We start from the raw sequence: 15,917 nt of genomic DNA, 5'->3' as shown, positions 1-15,917 counted from the left end.
CTAACGCGGGTTCTTCAGCCAGGAGCTCGTGCAGCGGCCGAATGCTGGTTCTGTCGTCGTCGTCTTCGTCGGGGGGCATCGTGGCCTCGTTGATCGACCGTGATTCTAGCGCCGACGGCGGGTCGCTTCCAGCGCCCGGCGGCCCGGGCGGGCTGGGGCTGCTCCTGGCCCTCCTCTCGACCGGCTGCGTCGCCCTGGCCCAGCCCCCGGGCACGGCCCCCCGCCCCGGCTTTCCGGTGGCCGATCCCGGGGACCTCCCGCCCCGCCACCACCTGCGCCTGCAGGCCCTCGAGGAGGAGCGCGTGATCCTCCGGGAGTGGATCCGGGCCGACGGCCGGGGCTGGCAGCTGCGCGAGCTCGTCCTCGATCGGCGTGGGATCCTCCAGACCGCCACGACCCCGGAGCCCGCCGGCGCTCCGCCGGCCCGGCAGCCCGCCCCCGCGCCCACCTTCCCCCTCGAGATCGGCCGCCACGAGCTGCGCCAGGAGAGGGTCGGCGAGCACCTCCGCTTCACCTTCGCCCGCCAGGGCGAGGCGCACGCCACGGTCCTGGCCAGCCTGGTCGAGGTGCCGGGGCTCGAGCTCGTCTCCCTCGAGGTGGGGCCCGGGCGCAGCCCGGCCCTGGCGGCCCTGAGCTGGCGCTCGCAGGCGGCCGGCGCGGTGGTGGAGGGGGTGGAGATCCTCGATCTTCGGCGGGGCCGGGCCGCCCTGGCCCTGGATCGGGGGCTGGAGCACCACGCCGCGGGCCGCTACCAGGAGTCGCGGGAGCACTTCCGGCACGCCGGGGAGCTCGACCCCGACTTCGCCGAGGCCGCCTACGATCTGGCCTGCGCCGAGGCCCTCCTCGGCGCGCACGACGAGGCGATGCGCCTGCTCGCCCGGGCCTTCGAGCTCTCTCCCGACCGGCTGCGGGCGGTGGCCGAGGAGGACGAGGACCTGGCCGCCCTGCGCGAGCGGCCCGACTGGCTGCCCCTCCTGCGGGAGGGTCGGTGAGGGAGGCCGCCAGCGAGCGCCTCGCGATCGCCCTCTTCTCCGCGGCGGCGCTCTCCCTGCAGGTGGCCCTCGGGCGCCTGCTGGCCGTGACCCTCTGGTACCACTTCGCCTTCCTGATCGTCTCCACCGCCCTGCTGGGCTACGGCCTCTCGGGCGCCTGGCTGGCCCTGCGCCCGGCGGCCCGCGAGCGGCCCCTCGCGGCCTTCCTCCTGCGGGTGGGCGCCGGTCAGGCCGCCACCACCCTCCTCGCCGTGGCGCTGCTGCGCCTCCTGCCCTTCGAGCCCCTGCGCATCGCCGCCGAGCCCTCCCAGCTGCTCTGGGCGCTGGCGATCCAGCTCGGCCTGATCGCCCCCTTCTTCTTCTCGGGCCTGGCGGTCGGCCGGATCCTCATCGACCACGCCCGGGAGGCAGGCCGCCTCTACGCGCTCGACCTGCTGGGCGCCGGCGCCGGCGCGGTCCTCGCCCTCTTCGGGGTCGGCCTGATGGGTCCCCACGCGGTGATCGGCGCCGGGGCCGCCGCGGCGCTGGCCGCCGGGGCGCTGATGCAGACCCCCCGGCGCCGGGCGCTGCCCGCCCTCCTCGCCGCCGCCGGGCTCCTCCTCCTCGGCGCGGTCGCCGAGCCCCTCACCGGCCTGCGGGTGGCCGCCGACAAGCGCCTCGGAGAGGAGCCGGTCGGGGCCATCCTCGCCGACCCCGAGCGGGTGGAGGCCAGCGCCTGGGACGAGGCGGCCCGCCTCGACCTGGTGCGCGGTGAGCGACACCGGACGATCCTCCTGGACGCCGGCGCGGCGGTGGTGCGGGTCCCCCACCTCACGCGGCCCCTCGAGGAGCTGCCGCCGCTGCGGGACGCCACCGCCCTCTCCTTCTTCGCCCGCCCGCCCCGAAAGGTGCTGGTGCTGGGCTCGGGCGCGGGCTGGGAGGTGGCCTCGGCGCTGACCCACGGCGCCGAGGAGGTCACCGGGGTCGAGCTGGCCGCGACCCTCTCGGGGTGGCTCCGGGGCCCCCTCCACGGCTGGACCCGCGGGCTGATCGACGATCCGCGGGTGCGCTGGGTCGACGGCGAGGCGCGCAGCTTCGTCCACCGCAGCGACGAGCGCTGGGATCAGATCCTCTCCATCCACACCATCTCCAACGCCGCCGCCCAGAGCGGCGCCCTGGCCCTGGCCGAGAGCCACACCCTCACCCTGGAGGCGATCGGCGAGTACCTGGAGCACCTGGAGGAGGACGGGCTGCTCTACGTCACCCGCCCCGAGGCCCAAATGCCCAAGCTGGTGGCCACCCTCTCCCGGGTCCTGAAGGACGCCGGGAAGGATCCCTTCCGCCACCTCGCGGTCCTGCGCCTCGGGCCGGCGCCGGCGCCGGGGACCGACGACCCCGGCGGCGCCTTCACCGCCGGGGTGCTGGCGAGCCCCACCCCCTTTCGCCGGGACCAGCTGGAGGCCCTGGACGAGGCCGCCCGGCAGGTGGGGATGGCCTTCCTCTACGCGCCCCACCGCTATCCGGGCCACGGAGGGCCGACGGCCGAGGCCCTGCGCGCCGCCCTGGAGCGCCGCCCCGCCCCGGGCCGGGATCCGGCGCTCCTGGAGCCCGCCACCGACGACCGGCCCTTCTTCAACCGCCGCCGCTCCTGGTCGAGCCTGCGGCTCTCGGACTTCACGGCTCTCTTCGACGAGGGGGAGCGCTCGCGCCTCGCCCTGGAGGACCGGCCCGTGGCCGAGCTCTCCCTGGCGCTGCTGCTGCTCCAGACCCTGCTGGTGGCCTTCGGGGTCACGGCCCTCCTGGGCCGGCGCCGCCGCCAGGAGGAGGCCGACCGGCCAGCCGGGGCCTGGGTCGTCCAGGCCTACTTCGCCCTCCTGGGCCTGGGCTTCGCCGCGGTCGAGCTGGGCCTGGTCCACCGCCTGGGGCTGCTCCTGGGCAAGCCGGGCCTCACCTTCGCGGTCTCGGTGGCGGGGCTGCTCCTCTTCTCGGGGCTCGGCTCCCACGCCCTCTCCCGGGTGGCCGCCCGCCTCTCCCCCCTGCGTCTCCTGCTGGGGGTCGCCCTCGGGGTGGGCCTCACCGGGGTCCTGCTGGGCGGCCTGGAGGGCCTGCTGCTGGGCGCCAGCCTGCCCCTGCGCACCCTGGGGGCGCTGCTTGCGCTGGCCCCGGCCGGCCTGGCCCTCGGGCTCCCCTTCCCCTTCGGCCTCACCCGCCTCTCGGGCGCGAGCGCCGGGGAGCGGGGGCGGGCCTGGGCGATCAATGGCTTCGCCTCGGTGGTCGGCGCGAGCCTCTCCGTGGTGGTGGCCACCGGCGCCGGTCTGGCGGTGGTCTTCGCCTGCGGCGCGGGCGCCTACGTGCTCGCCGGAGTGCTCGCCCGCCGGTGGCCAATCCGCTGGGCCCTGTAGTAGGATTCGCGGCCTTCGACTGCCCCGGATTCCCTGGCCTTTTCACCTTCCGGGCGGTCGGGCCGGATGGCCATCCGGGGGCACCATTCACGAGGATCGAAACCGCCATGCGCAAGTCCTTCCACCACCTCGCCACGCTCCCGGTCGCGCTCACCCTCTGTGCAGGTCTGATCTCCCTCGGCGGCTCCTGCAAGACCGAGGCGCCGAAGCCCGACGCGAAGGCGCCCGAGGCGCCGGCCGCGACGCCTGCCGCCGAGCCCGAGGCCGAGGCCGAGGCGGCCGCCGGAGGCGGCAGCGGCGTCGCGGGCGCCGAGCTCGGTGACGAGGCCCTCGCGCGGACCCTGCCCGGGGTGAAGGTCGAGGGGCTCGACGAGAAGGCGCGCGCCTCGCTCCTGAAGGTTGCCGAGGACGCGGTCTGCGACTGCGGCCGCCCCTCCACCCTCGGCGGCTGCCTGCGGGATCCGAACCCCTGCGAGCTCGGCCGCCGCATGGCCGACCTCTCGGTGCTGCTCCTCAAGGCCGGCGCCAAGCCCGGCGAGGCCGTGAGCTTCACCGAGGAGTACTTCGAGGGCTTCAAGCCCGCCCGCCGCAAGACCTTCGAGGTCGCCGAGGCCGCGTGCAAGGGCCCGAAGGACGCCCCGATCCAGCTCGTCGAGTTCGCCGACTTCGAGTGCCCCTACTGCGGCATCACCTGGCCGCTCTTCGGCGACATCGTCGACTCGCTGAAGGGCAAGGCCCGCCTCTGCTTCCTGAACTTCCCCCTCTCCCAGCACGAGAACGCCCGCGAGGCGGCGCAGCTGACCGTCATGGCCCGGGAGCAGGGCAAGTTCGAGCAGGCCGCCGATCTCCTCTTCGCCAACCAGACCCAGCTCGACCGCAAGTCGCTCCTCGATCACGCTGATACCCTCGGCCTCGATCGCGCCGCCGTCTCCAAGGCCCTCGAGGAGGGCAAGTACGACGCGGTGGTCGAGGCCGAGCGAAAGCAGGGGCAGGCCGCCGGCATCGAGGGGACGCCCTCGCTCTTCATCAACGGCCGGTCCTACACCCTGCTCCTCGACGCCGCGATGATCCTGCGCGCGATCCAGGACGAGCTGGACTGGCAGGCCGGCGGTGAGCAGTGGTCGAAGCCCGGCTCGGCTCAGAAGTGATGAATCCCACTGGCGGACGGCCCGTCATCCCGGTGAAAAAGGCAGCAAGCTCCAAGGAGGTGCCCATGAGGGGCCACGAACTCTTCCTCGCCGCCCTCGGCGCAACGATCCTCGCCCTGGCGATCCCCGCCGCGGCCTCGGCCAGCGAGGTGACGATCATCAACAAGAGCGGGCAGAACTACGACTTCGTCCTGACCGCCACGCCCAAGGAGCGCGCGGCCGGCCGGCGGGTCACGGTGACGCTCGACCTGGCCCAGACCCCGATGGTGCCCGACCCGACCTTCGGTGACCGGGTGCCCGTGCGGGGCGCCTCGCTCATCGCCACGGTGAAGCCGAAGGAGGGCGGCTCGCCCATGCGCTACGGCCTCCACCCGCTGATGGGCGCCGGCGTCTACGGCTTCCACTTCACCCCGGCGACCACGGGGCTCTACCAGGTCACCTTCGCCCAGCGGGGCGTCGAGCTGCCCGAGTTCGAGTTCGTCCTCGGGGTCGGCGTCGACACCCCCGCCGACACCGAGGCGCCCCAGGAGGCCATGGGCCTGCGCCAGGTCCTCGCCGGCGGCCGGCGGCCGGCCCGGGGCACCTCCCGCGGCCCGATCACTCCGATGACCGGCGGCGCCTCCTCCAAGAAGGCGATGCAGGCCATGGTGCAGCCCGCCGGGCTCCTCGGCGAGGCCCTCGGGAAGCCCAAGCCCCTGATCTCGGAGACCACCCCCGCCCTCGACGCCCTGCTCGAGCAGGCGCGGACCCTGAAGGGGACCGTCCCCGACGCCTACCGCTCGGCCAGCGCCGAGTACGACCAGCTCGCCGAGCGGCTGGTGAGCGAGCTCGAGGCCCTCAAGGCCAAGAGCACCCCCAAGGACCTGCGGGCCGGCTGGGATCAGGTGCGCGACTCCACCTGCGCCAGCTGCCACGTGAAGTTCTGGTGGGCGATCACCCCCGACCTCTCGACCTGGCCGAAGATCAGCTACCAGACCTGGAAGCGCTAGGAGGACGCCATGACGATCCATCGACTCACCCACGCAATCCTCCTCTCCGCCCTCCTCACCGCGCCGGGCCTCGCCCGGGCGGCCGAGGACGAGAAGGTCCACATCGGCGACCTGCGCCAGGGCGCCCGGCTCTTCGACCTCAACTGCCGCAGCTGTCACGGCGACGGTGGCAACGGCAAGGGCGTCATTCAGTCCGAGCCCGCCTCGCCGGCGCTCAACGACCCCTCCCGGATGACGCTGCTCTCCGACAAGCAGGTCTTCTCCTACATCAAGACCGGCGGGGAGAAGAGCGGCCGCTCGCCGGTGATGCCCGCCTTCGCCGACTCCCTGGACGACCTGGAGATCTGGGACATCGTCGCCTACCTGCGCGACCGGCACCTGGGCCTGCCCGACTTCTACCCGGACGCCGAGAGCTTCTTCGGTGACACCTACACCATCGACGAGTGGGGCCTGGAGCGGCACGAGGCCCTGACCGGCGTGAAGATCAAGAAGGCCGACAACGAGTACACGGTGCTCGGCGTCTACAAGGGCACCCAGGGCCCGGACGGCGCCCGGCTGATCCCCGACGATCCGCTGGCCCTCTCCAAGATCGATCGGCGCGCGAAGGTCGGCTACGTCTCCTTCGTGAAGGGCTCGGTGCCCGGCGTGAAGGGCACCTTCCTCTTCGGCATCTCGATGGACAACGGCGGGCTCGTCTGGAAGATCCGCGCGAACACCGACGACAAGGCCGCGAAGGCGAAGGTCGAGAAGATCCTCTCCGTCTGGGAGGGCTACGGCAACAAGGGCCTGAAGGACCCCTTCGAGGGCGGCCGCAGCAAGCAGGAGCGCGCCGTCGCCAAGGCCTGGACCGAGATCTACAGCCGGGCGATGGAGGCCGTCGTCATGTACGACAAGGCCGAGCGCGAGCGGCACTGGGCCGACTCGAACTTCGGTGGCCCCGCCGATCCCGAGGCCAGCGTCGAGGGCGGCATCCTCGAGGTGAAGGACGACAGCACCAAGAAGAAGAAGCGCAAGTAGCGCCGTCTCTTCGCCGCAGCGCAGCGAAAGGCTCCATGCCCGAGTACGTCAAGATCGATCGAAGCGGGAAGGTCTTCCCCGTGGGGCGCACCGCCGAGGCCTACCTCGGCGGGCGCGCCGGTGAGTGGCGCATCGTCCCCGCCCACCCGGACCTCCTCGTCCTGCGCCAGGACGACGTCCGGCCCGTGGAGGCTGGGGTGCGGGCAGTGCTCGCCGGCGACATCCAGGGCCTTCCCCTCGGCGAGATGCTGGCCTACCTGGCCCAGTCGCGCTGGACCGGCGTGATCACCGTCGCCACCGGTCAGGTCGAGAAGAGCATCTTCCTTCGCCAGGGGGCGATCCGCTGGGCCTCCTCCACCGCGCCGAACGATCGCCTCGGCGTCGTCCTCGGCCGGCTGGGGCTGGTCGATCCCGGCGCCATCGATCGGGTCATGCGCTCCCAGCCCGACGCGGGGGCCCGGCTGGGCGGCCTGCTGCTCGCCAACAAGATGGTCTCGGCGGCCGACCTCTACCAGGCCCTCAAGCACCAGGTGCAGGAGATCTTCTTCTCGGTGCTGGTCCTCGAGGAGGGGCTCTACTTCCTCTTCAACGATCCCGTGGAGGGGCGCTTCGCGGCGAAGATCAACCTGGAGCTCACCGGCATGCTCATGGAGGGCATGCGGCGCTTCGACGAGATGTCCCACTTCCGGGACGTGGTCCCGGGGATGCACGTCTACGTGCGGGCGCGCGAGCGCTCGGCCGAGGCCCTCAACGAGGAGGAGCAGGCCCTCTTCGACGCGGCCACCACCGGCCGGGGGCGCCTCACCCTCGCCGATTTGGCCGCCGAGCAGCACCTCTCCGAGTTCGACGCCACCAAGATGGTCTACGGCCTGGCCAAGGCCGGCTACGTCGACATCAGCGAGGAGAAGCCCGAGGTGGACCTCGGCGCGGCGACCTTGCAGGTGGGCGCTCAGCTGACCGACGTGCTGCGGGTCTTCAACACGATCTTCCGGGAGGTCTGCGAGGAGGTCGGGGCCATCGCCCCCACCGCCGGCTTCCGCCTCGGCGTCGAGTCCTTCCTCTCCTCGAACCAGCACGAGTTCACCCACCTGCTCTCGGGGATCCAGCTGCACGAGGACGGAACCCTCGACGAGCCCACCCTCCTCGCCCGCCTCGCCGGCGTGGAGCTGCCCGCGGGCAAGGACCCGAGCAGCTTCCTGAGCGACGCTCTGAACGAGCTGATGTTCTTCGAGCTCTTCCAGGCCGGCGAGCTCCTGCCCGCGGATCGGGACGAGGATCTCTCCCGGCGCGTGCGGGTCATCTACGAGATGCTCGACAGCTGAGCGTCGGACGCGTCGTGCGCTACCTCCTCCCCGACGCACCCCCGGTGAGGGGCGCCCTGAAGATCGAGCCCGAGGACTTCGTCGTCGAGGAGCTCCCGGCCTACCTCCCCTCGGGGGAGGGGGATCACCTCTACCTCTGGGTGCAGAAGCGCGGGCGGACCACCCAGGAGGTCGCCGCCCTCCTCGCCACTACCTTCGGGGTGCGCGAGCGCGAGGTGGGGCACGCCGGCCAGAAGGACCGGCAGGCCGTGACCCGCCAGTGGTTCTCCCTGCCCCGCCCCCGCGCCGAGGGCGCCCTCGAGGCGAGCCCCGAGGACGAGGCGGTGACGATCCTCGAGCGCCGGCTGCACCGCAACAAGCTGAAGACGGGGCACCTGCGGGGCAACCGCTTCTGGCTGCGGCTGCGCGGCGCGGCGCCGGACCGGGAGGCGGCCGAGGCGATCTTGCGGGACCTCGAGCGCCGGGGCGTCCCCAACTACTACGGGGAGCAGCGCTTCGGCCGGGACGGCCGGAACCCCGAGCTGGGACGGCAGGTGCTGCGGGGAGAGCTGCAGCCCAAGCGGCACCTGCGCAAGCTCTACCTCTCGGCCCTGCAGTCGAGCCTCTTCAACGCCTGGCTGGACGCCCGCATCGACGACGGGCTCCTCGACGTCCTCGTGCCCGGGGATCTCCTCCAGCGGCGGGACGGCCGGGGGGTCTTCCTCTCGGAGGAGCCCGCCGAGGACGGCGCCCGCCTGGCCGCCGGCGAGATCGACCCCACCGGGCCGATCTTCGGGCCCCGGATGCGCCAGCCCGGGGGAGAGGCCGCCGCACGGGAGGCCCGGATCCTCGAGGCCTCCGGCCTGACGATGGCCGACCTGGAGGCCGGCGGGCGCCTCACCCAGGGGACCCGCCGGGCGGCCCGGATCGGCCTCTCCGAGCTCGAGCTCGGCGTCGAGGGGGACGATCTCCAGCTCGCCTTCACCCTCCCCCGAGGGGCCTACGCGACTGTCGTCACCGCCCAGCTCCTCAGGTAGGCTCCCCTCCTCCCATGCCGGCCTTCCGCTCCAGCGAGCTCTCCTTCCCCTCCCTGATCGAGGAGGCGCGCTCGCACGCCGTCCACGTCGACGATCGCTACCGCGTGCTGCGGCCGCTGGGCTCCGGAGCCTTCGCCACCGTGATGCTCTGCGCCGACGAGCGGCGCCACGGGCGCCTGGTCGCGGTGAAGGGCGTGAGCGCGCTCTCGATCACCCACCAGGGCTCGTTGATGCACGAGTTCGTCAACGCCCGAAGGATGCGGCACCCCAACCTGGTCTCGGTGCTGGAGACGGGCCTCTGCCCCCGCTTCGGGCTCTACCTCGTGCTCGAGTACGTCGACGGCCCGGACATGGTGAAGATCATCGACGAGCACGGGCACGTCGCGCCGGACATCGCCGCCGAGGTCTGCCGGCAGATCGCCAAGGGCCTCGCCCACATGCACCGCCACGGGCTGGTGCACCGGGACGTGAAGCCGGACAACGTCTACCTCGAGGGCGCCCGGGCGAAGCTCGGCGACTTCGGCGCCTCCCGGGGGAGCGGCGGCGGCAACGCCACCGTGATCTTCACCCCGGGCTACGCCCCGCCCGAGACCGCCTACGGCGAGTTCGCCGAGGCCACCGACGCCTACGCCCTCGGCGCCTTCTTCCACCTCGCGGTCACCGGCAAGCTGCCCCCCTCCCGCACGCTGCGGGCGCGCAACGCCTCGGTCAGCCCCCTGCTGCGCAAGCGCGGCGGCGCCCGGGCGCACCAGCTCGTCAGCCGCCTGCTCACGCCGGTCGCCGACTGGCGCCTCTCCGACATGGAGGTCATCTCCCGCCGCTTCGCCCTGCTGGTGAAGCCCTCGACCCGCCAGCGGCTGCGGCGGCTGGTCGAGCGCGCGAACCTCGAGCGGGATCGGGCCGACCTCGAGCGCCGCTGGGAGGAGTTCGAGCACAAGCACCACGCCGCCCTCAGCCCCTTCGGCGTGAAGTGGGTCTGCGTGCGCTGCCAGGGACCGGTGAGCGAGGCGATGCTCATGTGCCCCTGGTGCGGCGACCTGCTGCGCTTCCGCAGCGAGGCGACCTTCCCCCGCTACTGCGCCCGCTGCGAGCACGGCATCCACGAGAACTGGCGCTACTGCCCCTGGTGTCACGAGACCTTCCACCAGGGCAGCGGCGACGGCCAGCGCCACGGAGATCGGCGCTACACCGACCACTGCGACGGCTGCCACAAGCCGCTGATGCCCTTCTCCTCCTGCTGCCCCTGGTGCCAGAAGGAGCACCGCTGGGAGGTGCCCGGCATGGAGAAGCACTGCAAGGGCTGCGGCTGGACCGTGATCGGAGAGCTCTTCGCCTGGTGCCCCTGGTGCGGCCTGGAGCAGAACGAGAAGTTCGCGGCGCAGGCCGAAGAGCGGATCAAGAAGCGCTAGCCGGCGAGCGCCGCGCTGAGTGCCTCGTGGACCGCCGGGCCGCCCGCGACGACCGTGCCGCTCACGAGCGGCTCGGCCTGGCCCGGCATCCCGCTGACCACGCCGCCGGCCTCGGTGACCAGCAGCAGCCCGGCCGCCACGTCCCAGGGCTTCAGGCCCAGCTCCCAGAAGCCGTCGAGGCGGCCCGCGGCCACCCAGGCCAGGTCGAGGGCCGCCGAGCCCATCCGGCGAAAGCCCCGCAGGCGGGGGATCAGCGCCGCGGCGTGGCGGGCGTTCTCCTCCCGCATCGCCGTCTCGTAGGAGAAGCCGGTGGCGAGGATCGCGTCGGCGAGGCCCGGGGCCGCGCTCACCTGCAGGCGGCGCTCTCCCAGCCAGGCGCCCTGCCCCCGGGCGGCCCGGAAGACCTCACCCCGCACGGGATCCTGCACCACCGCCACGGCCAGCCCCTGCTCGTCCTCGGCGGCGATGCTCACGCAGTAGTGGCTCATGCCCCGGGCGAAGTTCACCGTCCCGTCCAGGGGGTCGACGATCCAGCGCACCGCGGCGCTCCCCGCCGCCTCGCGGGTGGTGCCCTCCTCCGCCAGGAGGCGGTGGCCGGGGTGACGCTCGCGCAGGACGGCGTCGATCGCCGCCTCCGCCGCGCGGTCGGCGTCGGTGACCAGGTCCCGGTGCGAGATCTTGGTGCCCACCTCGAGCGACCCGCGCGCGCGCTCGAGGAGCACCGCGCTCGCCGCCGCCGCCGCGGCCAGGGCCGAGGCGAGGAGCTCCTCCACCGGCTCGGGCACGCTCACGGCGCCGCCTCCGCCTTCTTCGCCTGCCGCTCCTTCATCGAGGCGGTGGCGCGCCGCAGGGCGCTCAGGGTGCCCAGCTCGACGCCCTCGAAGATGCCGGCCAGCCTCCCCTCTTCGTCGACCAGCAGGAAGGTGGGCACCCGGCGAACGCCGGTGAGCGAGGAGGCCCGCGCCGCCTCGTCCCAGAGGGCGGGCCCCTGGACCGCGAGCTGCCGGTTGGCCTCCCGGGCCAGCCGCTCGTCGGCGTCCACCGAGACCGCCGCGTAGAGCAGCCCGTACTCGGCGGCGACCCGCGCGCCCTCGTCCAGCGCCGTGGGGCAGCGGGCGCACCAGCTGGCCCAGATCACCAGGAGCCGGGCGGGCCCCTGGCCCCCCAGCTCCCTCAAGCCCCCCTCGGCGTCGAGCACCTCCAGGGCCAGGGGCGAACCGAGGCGCATGTGGGCGGCGATGCGCCGGGGACAGCCGCCCTGCGCCAGCAGGAGCAGGAGCAGGACCCCGAAGGCGAGCCGGGGCCTCAACGCTCGAGGGCCTCCACCAGCCGGGCGGGGAGGCCGCCGAAGGCGCCGTTGGACATGATCAGCACCACGTCCCCCTCCCGGCACTCGTCCTTCAGGTGCGCGAGGATGGCCTCGGCGTCCGGGAGGTGCCGCGCGCGCTGCCCGCCGGCCTCCAGCGCCTCCACCAGCGCCGGGGGATCGAAGGCCTCCTCCGGCGGGATCGGATCCGGGTGCGGCGGCGGCGAGGCCACGATGATCTCGTCCGCGCCACCGAAGGCCCCGGCGTAGGCCGCCTGGTAGATGTTGCGCCGGGCGGTGTTCGAGCGCGGCTCGAAGACGGCCCAGAGGCGGCGCTCGGGGTGGCGCGCGCGCAGGGCGGCGACGGTCTCCCGCACCGCGGTCGGGTGGTGCGCGAAGTCGTCCACCACCGTGACGCCGCCGGGCTCGCCCCGCACCTCCTGACGCCGCCGCACGCCCTCGAAGCTCTCGAGGCCGGGCCGCATCTCGTCGAGGGAGAGGCCGAGGTGATCCCCGACGACGATCGCCGCGAGGGCGTTCTCGACGTTGTGCAGGCCGGGGATCTTCAGGCCGACCTCACCGAGGAACTTGCCCGCCCGGCGGACCTCGAAGCGGCTCCCCCCCTCGAAGGGGCGGACCTGCTCGGCCCGCCAGAGCGCGTCGACCCCCTCGCGCGCGGCGTAGGTGGCGACGCGCCCGGGAGCGCGCAGGGCCAGCTCGATCAGGGCCTCGTCTCCGGCCCAGGCGGCGACGACGCCGGTGGGGGGGACGAGGTCCATCAGGTCGGCGAAGGCCGAGCGGTAGTGCGCGAGGTCCCGGAAGATGTCGGCGTGGTCGAACTCCAGCGAGGTGAAGATCACCGCCTCGGGGCGGTAGTGGAGGAACTTCGGCCCCTTGTCGAAATAGGCCGTGTCGTACTCGTCCCCCTCGATGACGAAGCACTCCCCCTTCCCCAGGGCGGCGCTGTCACCGAGGTTCTTCGCCACGCCGCCGACCAGGAAGGAGGGATCCTGCCCCGCCTCACGCAGCATCCAGGCCAGCAGTGAGGTCGTGGTGGTCTTGCCGTGGGTGCCGGCCACCACCAGCGAGCGGCGCTCGCGCAGGAAGAGCTCCCCGACCGCCTCGGGGAAGGAGAGGTGAGGCAGCTTCTTCTCCCGCATCGCCTCGGCCTCGGCGTTCGTCCGGCGGATGACGTTGCCCACGACCACGAGGTCCGGGGCGGGCTCGAGGTTCTCGCCCTTGAAGCCCTCCATCCACTCGATGCCTGCCTCGCGGAGCAGATCGGACATCGGCGGCCAGACCTTCTCGTCGGAGCCGCGCACCTCGTAGCCCGCCTGCTGCAGGAGGCGCGCGAAGGCCCCCATGCCGGTGCCGGCGATGGCCATGAGGTGGATGGTCTTCACCGCCGCCAGGTCGATGGGGGGCGAGTCGGGGGAGGAGGGCTTGTGCTCGGTCATGGCTTGGCTCAGAGCTCGTTCAGGCCAGGAGGTCGTGGACCTCGGACCGGAGGCGACGGATGGGCGCGGGGTCCGCGCTGCAGTGGATGCGGTTGGTCAGGAGGGCGATCACCATCCGGCGGGAGCGATCGATCCAGAGCGAGCAGCCGGTGTAGCCGAGGTGACCCACCGCCTGGTTCTTGCTCATGATCTTCCCGGCCGCGGAGCCCCGGGAGGAGGGCGTGTCCCAGCCCAGGGCGCGGGTGCTGCCCGGGGTGGGGTCCCGGCGCAGGAAGACCCGGGCGCACTCGGGCTGGAGGGGTCCCCGGCGCTGTCCCTCCCAGGCCTCGAGGGTGGCCTGCCCGAAGGAGGCCACGTCCTCGGCGGTGCCGAAGAGGCCGGCGTGACCGGCGACGCCGCCGAGGGCGTAGGCGTTGTCGTCGTCGACCTGTCCCACGAGGAGGCCGCCACCCCGGCTGGGCGCCCGACGGGTGGGGGCCACCTCGATGGCCCGGGCGAGGGGCGCCGCCTCGTCCACGAAGCGGGTGGAGGCCAGCCCCAGAGGCCGGGCGATCTCCACCCCGAAGAGGGTGTGGAGAGGACGGCGAGTGAGGCGCTCGAGGAGGATCCCCAGCAGGATGAAGCCGGCGTCGCTGTAGACGGCCTTCGTGCGGGGCTTGCGCTCCAGCGGCGTGGAGAGGACCGCCTCCCGGGTCGCCTCCCGGGCCGAGGCCACCGGCAGCCTTCGCCCGTCTCCGGTGGGCTGCCGCTCGGGCAGCCGGAAGAGGTGGGTCGAGCGCGGATCGACGCTCGCCGCCCGCCACCACTCGGCGTGGGCCGGCAGCCCCGAGCGGTGGGCCAGGAGGTCACGCACCGTGAGGACCCGGCGGCCGTCCTCGCTGAGCTCGGGGAGCAGGCGGTGCACCGGGGCGTCGAGGTCCAGCCCGCCGGTCCCGTGGATCGACGAGATCATGGTCGTGGTGGCCATCACCTTGGTGAGGGAGGCGAGGTCGAAGAGGGTGTCGGGGCCCACCGGCTCGTCGAGGCCGTCGACCTCGATCCGGCCGTGATAGCTCCAGTGCTTCTTGCGGCCGTCCACGATGGCCACGCAGGCCATCGCCGTGGCGACTCCTTCGGCGAGCGCCTCTTCGAGCCGCCGCGTGGCCTGGTCCACCTGCCTCACGATGGGTGAGCCTACACCAAGTCTTTCTTGAGCAGACCACCCGGGGCAGCTACGGTTCTCTTCACACGATGAGCGAGTGGATCCACCCTCCCGCCGCCCCCGCGGCAAAGGGCCCCGGCGGCCCGGTCCTCCGCGTCGTCTCCCCGGCCGGCCCGGTGGAGCGCCGCCGGGTGGAGGCGAGCATCTCCTTCCTCGAGGCGGCCGGCTACCGCGTCCTCGCCACCGAGGGGATCTACAGCGCGACCGACTACCTCGCCGGCGACGACGCGCGCCGCCTCGCCGAGCTGCAGGACGCCCTCGACGATCCCGAGGTGGACGTCGTCTGGGCCGCCCGCGGCGGCTACGGGACGATGCGCCTGCTCCCCGAGCTCTCCCTCGAGCGGCTCCTCGCCGCGCCCAAGATCGTCGCCGGCTTCTCGGACATCACGGCCCTCCACGCCGCGCTCGGGGCCCGGGGCCTCGTGAGCCTCCACAGCTGCGTCCTCGCCGGCGTCGCCGAGCAGCAGCCCGAGGATCGCGCGGCCCTCCTCGCCATCCTCGCCGGCGAGACCCCGCCCCCCCTGGCCCTGGAGGGCCCGGTGATCGTCCCCGGCCAGGCCGCCGGGAGGGTGCTCGGGGGCAACCTCTCGGTCCTCACCCGCCTCGTCGGCACGCCCTACCTGCCCTCGCTCTCCGGCGCGCTCCTCCTGCTCGAGGACGTCGGGGAGCGGCCCTACCGCCTCGATCGGATGCTGACCCACCTCGAGCTGGCCGGCGTGCCCGGGCAGCTCGCCGGGGTGATCGTCGGCGAGCACGCGGGCTGCGAGGAGCCCGGCGGGGGGCTCACCGCCCTCGAGGTCATCACCGAGCGCCTCTCGCGCTGGGGCCTCCCGGCGATGGCCGGCGCCCCGGTCGGCCACGGGAAGTGGAACCGGGCGATCCCCCTCGGCGTCACCGCTCGCCTCGACACGACCACCGCGACCCTCACCTTCGCCGGGCCGGCCTTCCCCCTCCCCGCCCCGCAGGACGCCCCCGCATGAGCGACCCGATCCCTCCCGATCTGAACGATCCCGACACCGATCCCGGCACGGCCTTCGACCAGGAGCTCTATCGCCCCCCCTCGGCGGCCACCCGGCAGCTGGTCGCCCTGGATCCCGAGCGGCCGGGCCTGCCCTGGATCGGCCTGGGGATCCTGGTCATCTACCTCGTCGCCTGCATCTCGACCGTCTGGACGATGCACATCAGCTCCGACGCCTACAAGATCAACCAGCTGATGATCGAGGCGTCACAGCTGGTGGGGCCGGACCAGGGGCGCGACCGGGAGCTCGATCAGCTGGCCGAGGCGGCGCAGATCTACCTGAACGCCCTGGGCATCGACCCCGACTTCAAGCCCGCCCACGACCGGCTGGAGACCATCCGCTGGCGCTTCCAGGAGCGGCGCCAGGACTTCCCCGAGGAGCTCGCCCGCCAGCAGGTGATGGTCTCGCGCCGCAGCTCGCTGGGGAAGCGAGAGAGCGGCGGGCTCTTCGGCGCGATGCCGGTGAACGCCGAGAAGCGCTTCGGCCTCGCGGAGCTGCGCAGCAAGCTCATCACCCGCCTCGTCTGGATCGGCCTCGGCGGTATCGTCATCCTCGGCTGGGTGCTCCTCAGCCACCATCGCGCCAAGCGCGAGCACCTCGCCAAGCTCCGCAAGGCCCGCGCCGAGCTCGACAAGGGCTCGGCGCTCTATTGAGCACAGT

The 15,917-nt window shown here is 73.4% G+C and carries 14 protein-coding genes; 10 read left to right on the top strand and 4 right to left on the bottom strand.

Annotation, left to right across the window (positions count from 1 at the left end; translation table 11 throughout):
* Positions 1 to 80: 80 nt before the first annotated feature.
* The 8 genes from P1V51_14010 (at position 81) to P1V51_13975 (ending at position 10,274) form a co-directional block, all read left to right on the top strand.
* The gene (locus tag P1V51_14010) at positions 81 to 992 is read left to right on the top strand and encodes a tetratricopeptide repeat protein (protein MDF1564160.1); all 912 of its coding nucleotides are present in this window, start codon (positions 81 to 83) and stop codon (positions 990 to 992) included.
* Positions 989 to 3,373, top strand: a complete 2,385-nt coding sequence (locus P1V51_14005; protein ID MDF1564159.1) for a hypothetical protein — start codon at positions 989 to 991, stop codon at positions 3,371 to 3,373. Before P1V51_14010 ends, P1V51_14005 begins: the two co-directional genes overlap by 4 nt.
* 107 nt (positions 3,374 to 3,480) lie before the next feature.
* The gene (locus P1V51_14000) at positions 3,481 to 4,521 is read left to right on the top strand and encodes a thioredoxin domain-containing protein (GenBank protein ID MDF1564158.1); all 1,041 of its coding nucleotides are present in this window, start codon (positions 3,481 to 3,483) and stop codon (positions 4,519 to 4,521) included.
* 65 nt (positions 4,522 to 4,586) lie between these two features.
* Entirely contained in the window at positions 4,587 to 5,510 is a 924-nt protein-coding gene (locus P1V51_13995; protein MDF1564157.1) for a hypothetical protein, read from the top strand.
* Positions 5,511 to 5,519: 9 nt separating this feature from the next.
* Positions 5,520 to 6,527 carry a cytochrome c gene (locus P1V51_13990; protein MDF1564156.1) on the top strand — a complete coding sequence of 336 codons (1,008 nt, stop codon included), beginning with the start codon at positions 5,520 to 5,522 and terminating at the stop codon, positions 6,525 to 6,527.
* 35 nt (positions 6,528 to 6,562) lie between these two features.
* Complete coding sequence (locus P1V51_13985) at positions 6,563 to 7,849, top strand: DUF4388 domain-containing protein (GenBank protein ID MDF1564155.1); 1,287 nt, start codon at positions 6,563 to 6,565, stop codon at positions 7,847 to 7,849.
* 14 nt (positions 7,850 to 7,863) lie between these two features.
* The gene (locus P1V51_13980) at positions 7,864 to 8,865 is read left to right on the top strand and encodes a tRNA pseudouridine(13) synthase TruD (GenBank protein MDF1564154.1); all 1,002 of its coding nucleotides are present in this window, start codon (positions 7,864 to 7,866) and stop codon (positions 8,863 to 8,865) included.
* A gap of 14 nt (positions 8,866 to 8,879) precedes the next feature.
* Positions 8,880 to 10,274 (top strand): serine/threonine-protein kinase, encoded by a 1,395-nt coding sequence (locus tag P1V51_13975; GenBank protein ID MDF1564153.1) that lies wholly within the window; start codon positions 8,880 to 8,882, stop codon positions 10,272 to 10,274.
* On the opposite strand, the gene P1V51_13970 is transcribed toward P1V51_13975, so the two are convergent.
* Genes P1V51_13970 through P1V51_13955 form a run of 4 tightly spaced genes read right to left on the bottom strand, consistent with a single transcriptional unit; the run spans position 10,271 to position 14,199 of the window.
* Entirely contained in the window at positions 10,271 to 11,065 is a 795-nt protein-coding gene (locus P1V51_13970) for an inositol monophosphatase family protein (protein MDF1564152.1), read from the bottom strand. The two genes, P1V51_13975 and P1V51_13970, sit on opposite strands and share 4 nt — an antisense overlap.
* Positions 11,062 to 11,583 carry a TlpA disulfide reductase family protein gene (locus P1V51_13965; protein ID MDF1564151.1) on the bottom strand — a complete coding sequence of 174 codons (522 nt, stop codon included), beginning with the start codon at positions 11,581 to 11,583 and terminating at the stop codon, positions 11,062 to 11,064. Before P1V51_13965 ends, P1V51_13970 begins: the two co-directional genes overlap by 4 nt.
* A complete protein-coding gene (mpl, locus tag P1V51_13960) occupies positions 11,580 to 13,037 on the bottom strand; it encodes a UDP-N-acetylmuramate:L-alanyl-gamma-D-glutamyl-meso-diaminopimelate ligase (GenBank protein MDF1564150.1) in 1,458 nt (485 codons plus the stop codon). The genes P1V51_13965 and mpl overlap by 4 nt, the downstream gene beginning before the upstream one ends.
* 19 nt (positions 13,038 to 13,056) lie before the next feature.
* Positions 13,057 to 14,199 (bottom strand): serine hydrolase, encoded by a 1,143-nt coding sequence (locus tag P1V51_13955; protein MDF1564149.1) that lies wholly within the window; start codon positions 14,197 to 14,199, stop codon positions 13,057 to 13,059.
* Between the two features lie 68 nt (positions 14,200 to 14,267).
* Between P1V51_13955 and P1V51_13950 the strand changes: the two genes are divergently transcribed.
* Positions 14,268 to 15,218, top strand: a complete 951-nt coding sequence (locus tag P1V51_13950) for an LD-carboxypeptidase (protein MDF1564148.1) — start codon at positions 14,268 to 14,270, stop codon at positions 15,216 to 15,218.
* Positions 15,215 to 15,910, top strand: coding sequence for a hypothetical protein (locus tag P1V51_13945; GenBank protein MDF1564147.1), 696 nt, complete (start codon positions 15,215 to 15,217; stop codon positions 15,908 to 15,910). Before P1V51_13950 ends, P1V51_13945 begins: the two co-directional genes overlap by 4 nt.
* Positions 15,911 to 15,917 lie beyond the last annotated feature (7 nt).

This window comes from Deltaproteobacteria bacterium, from assembly GCA_029210625.1.
Taxonomy (GTDB): domain Bacteria; phylum Myxococcota; class Myxococcia; order SLRQ01; family SLRQ01; genus JARGFU01.
This window is presented reverse-complemented; position numbering and strand designations above follow the sequence as displayed.

Coding starts and splice junctions, on each gene's coding strand:
- P1V51_14000 (MDF1564158.1), top strand. CDS start 3,481: ATGCGCAAGTCCTTCCACCACCTCGCCACGCTCCCGGTCGCGCTCACC.
- P1V51_13995 (MDF1564157.1), top strand. CDS start 4,587: ATGAGGGGCCACGAACTCTTCCTCGCCGCCCTCGGCGCAACGATCCTC.
- P1V51_13990 (MDF1564156.1), top strand. CDS start 5,520: ATGACGATCCATCGACTCACCCACGCAATCCTCCTCTCCGCCCTCCTC.
- P1V51_13985 (MDF1564155.1), top strand. CDS start 6,563: ATGCCCGAGTACGTCAAGATCGATCGAAGCGGGAAGGTCTTCCCCGTG.
- P1V51_13975 (MDF1564153.1), top strand. CDS start 8,880: ATGCCGGCCTTCCGCTCCAGCGAGCTCTCCTTCCCCTCCCTGATCGAG.
- mpl (MDF1564150.1), bottom strand. CDS start 13,037: ATGACCGAGCACAAGCCCTCCTCCCCCGACTCGCCCCCCATCGACCTG.
- P1V51_13950 (MDF1564148.1), top strand. CDS start 14,268: ATGAGCGAGTGGATCCACCCTCCCGCCGCCCCCGCGGCAAAGGGCCCC.
- P1V51_13945 (MDF1564147.1), top strand. CDS start 15,215: ATGAGCGACCCGATCCCTCCCGATCTGAACGATCCCGACACCGATCCC.